The sequence below is a fragment of the Capnocytophaga sputigena genome (assembly GCF_900446695.1).
Taxonomy (GTDB): domain Bacteria; phylum Bacteroidota; class Bacteroidia; order Flavobacteriales; family Flavobacteriaceae; genus Capnocytophaga; species Capnocytophaga sputigena.
The window spans coordinates 128,551-141,563 of the sequence record NZ_UAVP01000009.1 but is presented as its reverse complement, the minus strand read 5'-3'; the positions used below and the strand labels follow the sequence as shown (position 1 = coordinate 141,563).

11 protein-coding genes and 1 tRNA gene are annotated in these 13,013 nt (G+C 39.4%); 10 read left to right on the top strand and 2 right to left on the bottom strand.

Going from position 1 to position 13,013, the window contains the following annotated elements:
* Positions 1–4 precede the first annotated feature (4 nt).
* The 10 genes from DR017_RS10800 (at position 5) to DR017_RS10755 (ending at position 10,922) form a co-directional block, all read left to right on the top strand.
* Positions 5–520 (top strand): hypothetical protein, encoded by a 516-nt coding sequence (locus DR017_RS10800; RefSeq protein WP_002678304.1) that lies wholly within the window; start codon positions 5–7, stop codon positions 518–520.
* A gap of 37 nt (positions 521–557) precedes the next feature.
* On the top strand, positions 558–1,820 hold the full coding sequence (locus DR017_RS10795; protein ID WP_002678532.1) for a nucleotide sugar dehydrogenase: 1,263 nt from the start codon (positions 558–560) through the stop codon (positions 1,818–1,820).
* Between the two features lie 3 nt (positions 1,821–1,823).
* Positions 1,824–2,423, top strand: a complete 600-nt coding sequence (locus DR017_RS10790) for a hypothetical protein (RefSeq protein WP_002678591.1) — start codon at positions 1,824–1,826, stop codon at positions 2,421–2,423.
* Positions 2,424–2,597: 174 nt separating this feature from the next.
* Positions 2,598–3,068 carry an IPExxxVDY family protein gene (locus DR017_RS10785; RefSeq protein WP_002678492.1) on the top strand — a complete coding sequence of 157 codons (471 nt, stop codon included), beginning with the start codon at positions 2,598–2,600 and terminating at the stop codon, positions 3,066–3,068.
* A complete protein-coding gene (gene pyk, locus DR017_RS10780; RefSeq protein ID WP_002678634.1) occupies positions 3,062–4,528 on the top strand; it encodes a pyruvate kinase in 1,467 nt (488 codons plus the stop codon). Before DR017_RS10785 ends, pyk begins: the two co-directional genes overlap by 7 nt.
* 258 nt (positions 4,529–4,786) lie before the next feature.
* Positions 4,787–5,725 (top strand): transporter, encoded by a 939-nt coding sequence (locus tag DR017_RS10775; RefSeq protein WP_002678343.1) that lies wholly within the window; start codon positions 4,787–4,789, stop codon positions 5,723–5,725.
* Positions 5,712–6,830 carry a hypothetical protein gene (locus DR017_RS10770; protein WP_002678426.1) on the top strand — a complete coding sequence of 373 codons (1,119 nt, stop codon included), beginning with the start codon at positions 5,712–5,714 and terminating at the stop codon, positions 6,828–6,830. The genes DR017_RS10775 and DR017_RS10770 overlap by 14 nt, the downstream gene beginning before the upstream one ends.
* 20 nt (positions 6,831–6,850) lie before the next feature.
* Positions 6,851–9,169 (top strand): glycoside hydrolase family 20 protein, encoded by a 2,319-nt coding sequence (locus tag DR017_RS10765; protein WP_002678606.1) that lies wholly within the window; start codon positions 6,851–6,853, stop codon positions 9,167–9,169.
* 76 nt (positions 9,170–9,245) lie between these two features.
* Complete coding sequence (locus tag DR017_RS10760) at positions 9,246–10,631, top strand: dipeptidase (RefSeq protein ID WP_002678397.1); 1,386 nt, start codon at positions 9,246–9,248, stop codon at positions 10,629–10,631.
* 217 nt (positions 10,632–10,848) lie between these two features.
* Positions 10,849–10,922 (top strand) — tRNA-Asn (locus tag DR017_RS10755).
* Between the two features lie 135 nt (positions 10,923–11,057).
* On the opposite strand, the gene DR017_RS10750 is transcribed toward DR017_RS10755, so the two are convergent.
* Together DR017_RS10750 and DR017_RS10745 are read right to left on the bottom strand one after the other, a co-directional pair.
* Positions 11,058–11,642: a hypothetical protein gene (locus DR017_RS10750; protein ID WP_002678549.1), complete on the bottom strand. Its 585-nt coding sequence runs from the start codon at positions 11,640–11,642 to the stop codon at positions 11,058–11,060.
* Positions 11,643–11,651: 9 nt separating this feature from the next.
* Positions 11,652–12,992: a hypothetical protein gene (locus DR017_RS10745; protein ID WP_002678422.1), complete on the bottom strand. Its 1,341-nt coding sequence runs from the start codon at positions 12,990–12,992 to the stop codon at positions 11,652–11,654.
* Positions 12,993–13,013 lie beyond the last annotated feature (21 nt).

Genomic DNA, 13,013 nt, shown 5'->3' with positions numbered 1-13,013 from the left:
GGAGATGATTCAATTTAAAAATATTTCTGAGGTCATCAATCGCATACAAAAATCTAAACTCTTTACGCTGAAAAAAATGTATCAACACGACCTCAATCAAGATGGTTATAAAGATATCATCCTCGCTTTTGAAAACAACAACGCTCCAGAAACTGATGACCCTAAAACTTTAGTAACTCCTGTTATTTTGTTAATTCATCAAGGAGGTGATAAGTACAAATTCTTTCACAATGAAAAAATCTATCCAAGTATGGAGTTTATTTTTTTCAAAAGAATTGCTTTTAAAGACAATTTTTTCACTATTGAATTAAATACTGAAGTACCTGGGAATTATACCGCTGAAAAGTATATCACTTTTAAATATAGTAAAAATAAGATTGTTCTACACCGATTTGGACATATCACCTATTGGTGGGATGAGAGAAAGCCTTCTAATGTTCAAGCAACACAAAAAGACTTTGGAGAAATCCTTTTTGAAGATTATGATCCTGAAAAAATAAACAAAATAATATATGAATAGGTTTTAAAATTAATTGTTAATCGTTAATTGTTAATTGATGAAAATAGGTATTATAGGTCTCGGTTATGTGGGTTTGCCTTTAGCTTGCCTCTTTGCTAAAAAATATCCTACCGTGGGTTACGACCCTTATAAGGTGCGTGTAGAAAGCCTCAACGCTGGGGTAGATACTACCGGCGAAATCAGTAGTGAAACGCTTAAAGAGCGTTTGGCTACTCACCTCATTTGTACTACAAACCCTGTGGATGCCGCCGATTGCAATGTGTATATCGTGGCTGTCCCTACCCCTATCGACCTCTATCAGCAACCCGACCTTACCGCACTCCGCAAAGCAAGTGCAACAGTAGGGGCATTGCTCAAAAAAGGTGATATTGTGATTTACGAATCAACGGTTTACCCAGGAGTAACCGAAGAAGTATGCGTACCTGTCTTAGAAAAGGTATCAAACCTCGTGTTCAACCGCGATTTCTTCGTAGGTTACTCACCCGAACGCATCAACCCTGGCGACAAACAGCACACGGTGGAGAACATCTGCAAAATAACTTCAGGTTCTACCCCTGAGATAGCAGCAAAGGTCGATGCGCTTTACAATTCAGTACTCACTGGGGGTACTTATCTCGCCTCCTCTATCAAAGTAGCCGAAGCTGCCAAAGTGATAGAAAACGCTCAGCGCGATGTGAATATTGCTTTTATGAACGAAATCGCCAAAATATTCAATATTCTCGATATCGATACCAATGCCGTGATAGATGCCGCCAGCAGCAAGTGGAACTTTTTGCCTTTCCGCCCTGGATTGGTAGGCGGACATTGTATAGGGGTAGACCCTTACTACCTCATACAAAAAGCCAAGCTCCACGGCGTTTCACCCCGCCTAATGATGGAAGCCCGCAAAACTAACGATTCTATGGGGGGATATATCGCTTACCAGATTATCAACCGCTTGTGTTTGCAAGGCGCTCCAGTGAAAGATAGCAAAATCTTGCTTTTGGGCTTCACCTTTAAAGAAAACTGCCCCGACACTCGCAATACTAAGGTTATAGATATCTATCGCACGCTCGAAAATTTCACTGCTCACATAGTGATATATGACCCTTGGGCTGACGCTCACCGCGCTGAAGAAGAGTACGGCATCAAAGTAGAAACCAATAGAGAAAACCTTCCTAAAAACAATGATGTGGTAGTGCTTTGCGTAGCACACAACGAGTTTTTACAGATGAATATAGCCGATTTCCTAAACGAAAAAGGGATCATTTACGATGTAAAAGGCAAATTGCCTATTGCTGAGAATATTTTTAGATTGTAACAAATGAAAAATATCCTTTACATTGCACTTTTCTTATTGCCCTCAATGCTTCTCGCTCAAGATTTCTTTGACGAAAGATGGTTTTTCCAAGCAAGTGCTCATCTAAACATCCCCAGAAAAGAAAAAGCTACTTATTCGTATGGGGTTCATTTTATAGACCATTTGGGTAGAGATGCTTCTTATGGAAAAGAATACAAGTTTAGAGAAAAAGTGATCTATTCCACTGATTTTTCAACTAATTATCTATTCACCCATTCTTTGGCTGTAGGAGCTATTGTGGGGATTCACCATTTCAGAGCTCCCGTAACCACAGCTTTAAAAGCAGGAATTGTTGTTAGAGGAATGCTCCCTCAGGCTTCTTATGCTGATATCTACGGACAACTATCAGGTTTTATCCCGCTGAGCAAACAAGTAAAGGCTTCTTTTGGCGAAGCTAAAATAGGGTTGAGTATCCCTATTGCTGTAGAAGATGCATTCACTGTAAGTGTATTGATAGATGCCTCATATACAAGTTTTGAGGTGGGCAAACCCATTCTTGCCGATGAAATCCCCGATACAGTAGAATACCGCACTTTAGGCATAGGTTTTGGCATCCGATTCTAAAATAAAAAAGCGCGTTACTATCACAGCAACGCGCCTTAGAATATATAATATAATAGCGATTTCTAAATTATTTCACTACCTCTTTCCAAAAACCGTGCCAAAACAATTTTCTAATTCGCTAATTTGCTAATTCGCTAATTAGTTTGTATCTTTGCCGCCTGAAAGTGAAGAACTATGGCAGCAGTACTTAAATTACTAGATGTTTTACCTTGTGATTACAAGCTCATCGCAGTACATTCAGCTTTAGACGACTATCGCTTGGCTTATTTTCTGAACAAAATTCTGCAATTGCAATTGGCTAAAGAAAACCAAAAAGCAAGTTTGTTAGACACTGTTTCGGGTAAATATTTTTCGTATTACTATTGGGAAAACCCCTTGTTAGGAACAGTTTGGCACTGCATAGGCAACAAACTGCTAATAGAGAAAGAAATGCAATCCCTTTCGCTTTTTGAAAGTACAACCTCTCTTATCTACTTAATAGACAAATACAAAAAAGTAGACTACTTTCTAAAAATTGACACCGAAAGGCGTATGAATTTAGCATCGTTGCTCTCTAAAATATCCGAAATACCCACCACTACTGCTTATACTATTGATACCGATACACTAAATAATAAATATAAACAGATTTTTCAAGAATGTTAAATACAAAAAAAACGAAAATTGTAGCTACCTTAGGTCCCGCTACCGAAAGTCCTGAGGTGATAAAAGATATGATGGCTGCGGGTGTGAACGTCTTCCGTATCAACTTCTCACACGCCGATTACGACGATGTGCGCAACCGCATCAAGATGATTCGCCAAATCAACGAAGAGCACGGTTTCCATACTGCTATTCTCGCCGACCTCCAAGGTCCTAAATTGCGCGTAGGGGTAATGGAAGACGATGCTGTGGTATACCCTGGCGACCGCATAACTTTCGTTACAGGCGAACCTTTTGTAGGTACTAAAGAACGCGCCTATATGAACTACAAAGCGTTCCCTCAAGATGTAAACCCAGGCGAGCGCATTTTGTTAGACGACGGGAAACTCATCTTTGAAGTGGAATCTACTAACCGTGAAGACGAGGTTGTAGCTGTAGTTGTACAAGGGGGTCCTCTCAAATCTAAAAAAGGAGTAAACTTACCTAATACAAAAGTATCACTCCCCGCTCTTACCGAAAAAGATGTACGCGATGCTCTTTTCGCTATTTCTCAAGAAGTTGATTGGATCGCTCTTTCTTTCGTGCGCCACCCCGAAGATATCCAAGACCTAAAAGAACTTATCAAAGAAAATGCAGGTTACGAAATTCCTATCATTGCCAAGATTGAAAAACCTGAAGCTTTGGTAAATATCGATAAGATTATGGCTGCTTGTAATGGTATTATGGTTGCCCGTGGTGACCTTGGGGTAGAAATCCCAGCTGAAGAAGTGCCTCTTATCCAAAAAGAATTAGTGCGCAAAGCTAAATCTCACCACATCCCTGTAATCATCGCTACCCAAATGATGGAAAGTATGATTTCAAGCCTTACCCCTACCCGCGCCGAGGTGAACGACGTAGGAAACTCAGTAATGGACGGTGCCGATGCGGTGATGCTCTCTGGTGAAACTTCAGTAGGTAAATATCCTGTACAAGTAATCCAGCAGATGACCCGTATCATCAAAAGTGTAGAGGACTCTAACCTTATCCAAGTGCCTCTCATCACACCGTTTATACGTTCGTTGCGTTATGTAACCAATACGATCTGTTTCCACGCAGCGAAAATGGCTAACGACACCAATGCCAAGGTAATTACCTCCCTTACAAACAGTGGGTATGCAGCCTTCCGTATTTCGTCATACCGCCCTAATTCACACATTCTCATTTTCACCTCTAACAAGCGCATCCTCACCCAGTTGAACCTCTTGTGGGGGGTAACCACCTTCTACTACGATCGCTTTGTTTCTACCGATGAATTAATTGAGGACATCAACCATATCGCCAACGAAAAAGGCTATGTGGATATGGGCGATATAATGATAAGTCTCGTATCAATGCCAATGCAAGGCAAAGGAATGGTAAACACCCTTCGTGTATCCGAAATCGACTCTTGCGCCGTAAATTTCGAGAATAAAAAGAAAAAATAATAACAAATCACAAATAACAAGTAAAAAGTTGTTTAACAATATTGTTAAGCAACTTTTTTATATTTTTATCCTTAAATTCCATAGAAAAACATTTTGTTTTATAAAAAACCGTTTTTACAAATCCTCCTCTCTAAGTAGAACAAACGTCTTTGAGCTAATACCTCTCTTCATAATTCGTAATTCGTAATTATTTCGTAATTCGTAACTCGTAATTCGTAATTATTTATTATCTTTGTCGCCTAAAATTTTTTATTTACAATGAAAAAACTCTCCTTACTCTTAATCACACTGTTGCCAATGGCAGCCTCCGCTCAATATACCGAGATTATCAACTCTAATCTCCCTGGTAATTCTCAAAGTGCCTATGCTGTAGGGGCTCGCGTATTGCAGTTCGAAGGGGGCTTGTGGTACGAACGCAGCAACCATAAAAAAACCGGCACTTCTATGAACTTTACAGGAGTGAATTATGCCGTGCGCTATGGCTTCTTTAAAGAACAATTAGAAGTAATGCTCAATGGTACCCTTGCCTACGACTATACTCTCGAGCATAACAGTTCTTCCTCTCATTTTGGCTTTGTAAACAACACTATTGGAGCAAAATACCAGTTGTTCAAACCCGCTTTTTTAGACGAAAAACCTAATATATACAGCTGGAAAGCTAACAACTCCTTCCGTTGGCGCAACCTCACCCCCTCTATCGCCCTCTATGCGGGTATGAATTTCCTGCCTAACAAGCGTTATTATTATGAGGAAGTACCCCAACTATCCCCCAAAGTAGCTGCTATTTTCCAAGCTGAGCCTATCCCTCGCGTGGTAGTAGTAGCCAACCTCATCGCCGATAGATTCTTAAAAAAAGAAAGTACTGAATACAGTTATATCCTCACTGTTACTCACAATTTAGACAATGGTTGGTTCAGTATTTTTGCCGAACAACAAGGCGTCTATAACGAACAGTACCGCGACCAAATCACCCGCCTTGGGGTAGCCTTTTTAGCCTCTGATAAATTGCAACTCAATGCCGATGTAGGCTTTGGCTGGAAAGACACACCTCAGCGTTATATGGGCTTGATAGGCGCTTCTTACCGCATCGACAATCACAACAGCTATATCAAAAAAGTACTCAAAGAAAAAGTAGAACCTACTAAAATAGACCATAAGAAAAAAGCTAAAAGAAACAGACGTAATGCTATCGATTAAAGAACTTTCCTCTAAAAAAGAACTTACCGAATTTGTAAAGTTCCCTCTATCACTATACCCTAACCACCCTTATTGGGTACCGCCTCTCATCAACGATGAAGTGGCATCTTTTGATAAAACCAAAAACCCTGTGTTTGAAAATGCCGAAGCCTTCTTCTACGGCGCTTACAACGAAAAAGGTAAAATGGTAGGACGTGTGGCTGCTATCGTAAACCAACACGACCTCAAACAAGGTACAAAAAAAGTGCGTTTCGGCTGGCTGGATATGATTGACGATATCGAGGTTACCAAAACACTCCTCAACAAAGTAGCCGAGAAAGCTCGCGAATACCAGTTAGAATATATCGAAGGTCCTATGGGCTTTTCGAGTATGGACAAGGTGGGCTTACTTACTGAGGGCTACGACCATATCTCCAATATGATGACGTGGTACCACTATCCGTACTACAAACAACATTTAGAGCAATTAGGTTTTACTAAAGAAAAAGGCTTTATTGATATGTCTTTCCAATTAAAAAATGCGAAGCCCGAATTCTTCAAAAAAACAGCCGAAGCCATTAAAAAACGTTATGGCGTAAAACTTATTGATACCCCCACTACCAAAGAAGTGCTCAAACACGTCGACGCGATGTTTGACCTCTACAATGAAACCTACTCTAAGTTAGCTTCTTACGTACCTATAAGCAACCGTCAGCGCGATTATTTCAAACAGAAATACATCCCGTTTATCAATCCTGAGTATATCCGCTTTATTGAAGATAAGGACGGCAAACTGATATGTTTTGCTATCGTAATGCCTTCTTTTTCCAAAGCCTTACAGAAAGCCAAAGGCAAATTGTTCCCTTGGGGTTGGTGGCACTTATTGCAAGCCAAAAAACACCACGATACTGTAGAGTTCTACCTCATTGGGGTTGCCCCCGAATACCAAAGCAAAGGTATTCCCGCACTCTTGTTTGATTATTACTACGATGTATTCTCTAAAAACAAGGTGACTCACTGTATTATCACCCCCGAACTCGAAGAAAACATCGCTATCCAACAACTTTGGAAAAATTTTGACCCCATTATATTTGCACGCCGAGCAACTTTTAAAAAAGAAGTTTAACCCCCTAACAACTAATACCGATGAAGAAACTTTTATTTCTTACCGCCCTCTTAACCATTGCTTGCCAACCTCCTCACAAAGAGGTAAAATTCACTGAAAATGATATCTGTATCATTCCACAACCAAAAAAACTTGCGCTACTCAACAAAGATAACTTTTGGTTTAACAAACAGACGGCAATCGTGAGCGACATCGCTTTTGTTGAGGCTGCTGAACTCTTTGCCGAACAATTCAAAAAAGCTTCTGGCTTTGAACTCTCTATGCAAGCAAGTGGTGTAACAACTAACTACATCGCACTCGTTGTCGATAAATCTCTGCCAAAAGAAGGTTATACCCTTGTAGTAGAACCTGAGAGAATTTCTATCACTGCAGCTGACTATAACGGGGCACTCTATGCCCTCGAAACCCTGCGTCAGCTACTACCCAAAGAGTTTGAAAGCCCTACCCCCGTACAAACCGATTGGGTGGTACCTGCCATTGTTATCACTGATGCTCCCCAATACCCTTGGCGCGGATTGATGCTCGACGTCTCTCGTCATTTCTTCTCTAAAGAATATATACTGAAAACCCTCGACCGTATGGCGATGCTCAAACTCAACACTTTTCATTTCCATTTGGTAGACAATGAGGGTTGGCGTATCGAAATTAAAAAATACCCTAAACTTACCGAAGTAGGTGCTTGGCGCGTAGATCAAGAGGATAAACTATGGGATGAGCGCACCTCTAACCCTGCCGATGCCTTTGACAATCCCGTATCAGCTCCTAAAAAATATGGCGGTTTCTATACCCAAGAGGATATCAAAGAGATTGTAGCCTACGCCGCTGCTCGTGGTATTACGGTAATCCCCGAAATAGAAATGCCCGCCCACGTGATGAGTGCTATAGCCGCTTATCCCGAACTCTCTTGTCATAAACGCCCCATAGGTGTACCTTCTGGCGCCGTATGGCCTAACATCGACATCTATTGTGCAGGACAAGAGGAATCTTTCACTTTCTTAGAAGATGTACTTACCGAAGTAATGGCGCTATTCCCTAGCAAATACATTCACATAGGTGGCGACGAAGCCGATCACACCGAATGGGAAAAATGCCCTAAATGCCAACAACGTATAAAAGACAACCACTTAAAAGATGTTCACGAATTGCAAAGCTATTTCATCAAACGAATAGACAAATTTTTAGTCTCTAAAGGACGTGTTCTTGTAGGTTGGGATGAAATAATGGACGGTGGTTTGGCTAACGATGCGGTAGTGATGAATTGGCGCGGTATCGACATAGGCAGAAAAGCCCTCGAACAAGGCAACCCTGTAGTGCTCACCAGTGATTGTTATATCAACAGATATCAAGGTCTCCCTGAGTATGAGCCTCTCGCTAATGGCGGTTATGTAACACTTAAAAAACTCTACCACTACAATCTTGAAAAAGAAAACCTCACTCCAGAACTACAAAAAAAAGTTTTAGGTACCCAAGCTAACTTATGGGCTGAATTTATAGCTACCCCCGAACATTCGGAATATATGCTCTTCCCTCGCTTGTTAGCTTTTTCGGAAATCAGTTGGACACCCGATAACTTAAAAAATTGGGACAACTTCGTGAAGCGTACCGAAACCTTTATGGATCGTTTAGATGTGATGAAAATAAAATACGCACGTTCTATGTATCAGGTGTTGCCTGCCGTTGAAAACCAAAACGGTAAGGTTTTCTTAAAATTAGAGTGTGAAGTCCCTAACGCCGATATTCGCTATGCTTTAGGCGATACCCCTATAGAAAAAGCCGAAAAATACACCCAACCTATTCCTTTCAATGAAAGTACTACCTTCAAAGCTAGTGTTTTCAGTGGAAAAGCGACCAATACCATTACCACTGGTGAGGTAACATTCCACAAAGCGATAGCTAAAAAAATGAGTTATAGTCCGCTCTATCATAAGAAGTATCAGGGACAAGGCGAGATGACTCTCACCAATGTGGTTCGCGGTAGCAAAAACTTCCTAGACGGACAATGGCTCGGTTGGTTAGGCGACGATGTAACCCTCACCCTTGATTTAGAACAAGCCACCGAGGTAAGTGAAGTACGTATAGGCGCAATGGACTACCAAGCATCTGGTATTTACTTCCCTATAAAATTTGCAGTAGCCCTTTCAACCGATGGCAAAAACTACCGCGAAGTAGCAACCCACAACGAGCCTTGTGTAGTGAGAGGCAAACCCTCTTTAAAAGATTTTGTACTGAAGTTCAATTCTCAAGAAGCACGCTATATCAAGATTACCCTCAAAAATGTCAAAACCCCTCCTAAAGGCGGTGATGCGTGGCTTTTTATAGATGAAGTTTTGGTATTTTAGAAAAATAATGTACCTTTGTTGCGTTTTAAAACCACAAATTGTAAATTATTAATTGTAAATTGTTAATCGATACATAATGGATTCAGTAAAAAATTATATCAACGAAAACAAAGACCGCTTTATTGCGGAACTGATAGAACTGCTCAAAATGCCTTCTATTAGTGCCGATGCTGCCTATTCTCAGGATGTGCTCAACACCGCCGATGCCGTAAAAAATGCCTTAGAAAAGGCTGGTTGCGACAAGGTAGAAATATGTGAAACCCCTGGCTACCCTATCGTCTATGGCGAAAAAACTATCGACCCTGCGCTACCTACCGTATTGGTATATGGGCACTACGATGTACAACCCGCCGACCCTATCGAGCTTTGGGAATCCGACCCCTTTGAGCCTGTGATTAAAAAAACCGATATTCACCCTGATGGCGCTATCTTCGCTCGTGGAGCTTGCGACGACAAAGGGCAAATGTTTATGCACGTGAAAGCCCTTGAATATATGGTGAAAAACAACGTATTGCCTTGCAATGTGAAGTTTATGATTGAGGGCGAAGAAGAAGTAGGTTCCGAAAGTTTGAGTTGGTTTGTAAAACGCAACCACGAAAAACTCAAAAACGATATCATCCTCATTTCCGATACCGGTATGCTGGCTAATGATACTCCTTCTATCACTACGGGCTTACGCGGACTTAGCTATGTGGAAGTGGAAGTTACCAGTGCCAATCGTGATTTGCACTCTGGCTTATACGGTGGTGCGGTAGCGAACCCTATCAATGTGCTTACTAAGATGATTGCTTCTTTGCACGGCGAGAACAACCGCGTGACCATTCCACATTTCTACGACAAAGTTGAAGAACTCTCACAAGCCGAACGCGATGAAATGGCTAAAGCTCCTTTCTCACTCGAAGCCTACAAGAAAGCCTTAGATATCGATGAGGTATATGGCGAAAAAGGCTATACCACTACCGAGCGTGCCTCTATACGTCCTACCCTTGATGTAAATGGTATCTGGGGCGGCTATACAGGGCAAGGAGCTAAAACCGTGATTCCAAGTAAGGCTTATGCTAAAATATCAATGCGCTTGGTGCCTAACCAAGACAATCGCGAAATTACCGAACTCTTCACCAAACACTTTGAGAGCATCGCTCCTGCAGGAGTACGCGTGAAAGTAACCCCTCACCACGGCGGACAAGGTTATGTAACCCCTACCGATACACCTGCTTACCAAGCAGCGGTAAAAGCCTGCCAAGCAAGCTTCGGCAAGGAACCTATCCCAGTGCGTTCAGGCGGTAGTATCCCTATTGTAGCCCTTTTTGAAGAAGAGTTGGGTAGCAAATCAATTCTCTTAGGTTTTGGTTTAGATAGCGATGCCATCCACTCGCCTAACGAACACTATGGTATTTTCAACTTCCTAAAAGGTATTGAAACCATTCCGTGGTTCTATCACTACTTTGTAAATAACAAGTAATACCAAAATAAAAGGGGGCTGTATCGACTTTAACAAAGTCTATACAGCCCTCTTTCTCATTATCTAATGGCACGAACCACACTTCTCAATAACCATTGATAATAAACATATTAACTGCTAATGCGAAAAATATTTTAAAAAAATCTTCCTAAAAATTTGCAGGTTTCAAAAATAGTCGTACCTTTGCACCGCAATTAAGAAAAAACAAGTAGAATATTCCTCCTTAGCTCAGTTGGTTAGAGCATCTGACTGTTAATCAGAGGGTCACTGGTTCAAGTCCAGTAGGGGGAGCAAGAAAAAAGCAATACTTTTTAGTATTGCTTTTTTTGTATTCTTTCTTTACTTTAACGTGAGTTCAATATAACTTTGTGATTTCTTATTCTCTCTTCCTTAGTGTAGATTTTACTTTGTAGAGGAATTGTTCTCCTATATTTTAGGAGATAATAGCACCTCTCCTGTCTCTCCGTCTATTTTATAAACATCGTATTCATATTCAGAAGTGGTGGGTATAGCTATTTGATAACATCTGTGATTGTTAAAAAATCCCCTACTCATATTGATATGAATAGTAGCTAACAAGTCAATCCCATATTCTTTTTTCATCTTTTTTATCAAATCATTCAATGAAAAAGAAAATCCCTCATCAGCATCTATTTTCTTTTGCAATTTCCCGTTGCTATCAAAATATTCCCAAATACCTACTTCCATTCTATGAAATCTCTCACCTCTTGATACTTGTCTCTTTTGTTTCGCATCATAAGTATACAGATAAGTATATGGATTTGTCGCATTGCTTAACTCCACTTCAATAATTTTATCTCCCTTAGTGATTTTTACCTTGTTATTCTCCTTTTTTAAAAATTTAGTGTTGGGAATAGAAGAAAAAGAAGTATCCACTTCCCAATCCTTAAAAACCTTTTCATCAAAGCGCTTCATACCGCGCAAATCAAACTCTTGAGCCTTACAGCCCAAACTAAATAGTAATACTATGTATAGATAGAATGTTTTCATCTTCGTCTATTATTTCTTATCAATTAAAAAAGGATAAGATATTTCAAAATCTGGAATAATATCTTTATATCTTTTCAGTTCATTAAGTTCTATTTGCTCCACTGTATTAGCATCTATATAAAACCCCTTACCTTCTCTTTTAGTCTCTTCTTCACCTACAAAGAAAGGTTTCCCTTTATAAACAATTATACTCCAAAGCCTTTTTTTAAAATCAGGAGAATGAAGAAAATCTACCTCGATGTTCTCTCTATTTTTCCCATTTTTCAAACGAATATATTTCTTCTTTTCCAAGAAATTCAAGACATCTTGCGAAGAAAAGTTTCCAAATTTCAAATCTTCATCAACCGTATTTATTAGGTCTCCTTTTTCATCAAAATAATACCACTTACCAATCTTGATACTTTTTACATTCAATTCAAAAATACCAAAATAATGCCCTTTTTCTTTAATGTTGCCATTTTTGTAGAAAGCCTTGTAACCTACATAAAAATCTTTTTTAGGCAAAACAAACACTTCTTCAGTATCAGCGAGCACTTTTGTTCCATCATCAAAGGTAAACTCCTCTTCAAAGCCATTTTTATCCACACCTTTATACTTCTTATTTTGCCTTTCAAATTCCGAATAATCAAACGTTTCAAACGTAGCGTCTAATATACTAAAATCCCAATTTTTCTTTTGAGTTTTCCTCTCTAAAGAATTTAGATATTCATCAAAAGGAAATACTTGAGGATGCCCTTTTGAATAAAAGAAAGTCTCAAATAGTAGAGTTCCAGTTTTTCCATCTATCAATAAATATCTATATTTATCTACTGAGATTTCTTTAATTTTTAGTTCAACTTCATAGAATAAATTTCCATTATACTCTTTTCTTCTTACAGAGGCATCTTCTTTTCTATCCTCTAAATCTACTTTATATCCTTTAAGTATTTTTTGCACCAAGTCCTTAATAGTGAAAGTATATCCTTCGTCATAATCTTCTTCTTTGATAAGTTTTCCTACAGCGTCATATTCTTTCCCTATGTCTATTTTCGTCATATAAAACTGTTTTGTAAAAGAAAGTAAATTCTTTGTTTTAGAGTCATATAGAGCTATATAAGAATAAGGAGTAACCACACTACTCTCTTCTACTTGTATCCAATCTTTTTGAATCAGATTTTTGAAGAACAGTATTTTTACCCTTTTATCATCTTTTTTATAAAACTTCATTTCATTTGTTGAAGTATATTTAGGGTCTTTTTCCCAATCTTTAAAAACCTTTTCATCAAAGCGTTTCATACTGCGCAAATCAAACTCTTGAGCCTTACAGCCCAAACTAAGTAGCAATAATGTATATAGATAGAATGTTTTCATCTTGCATATATTTTTTAGATT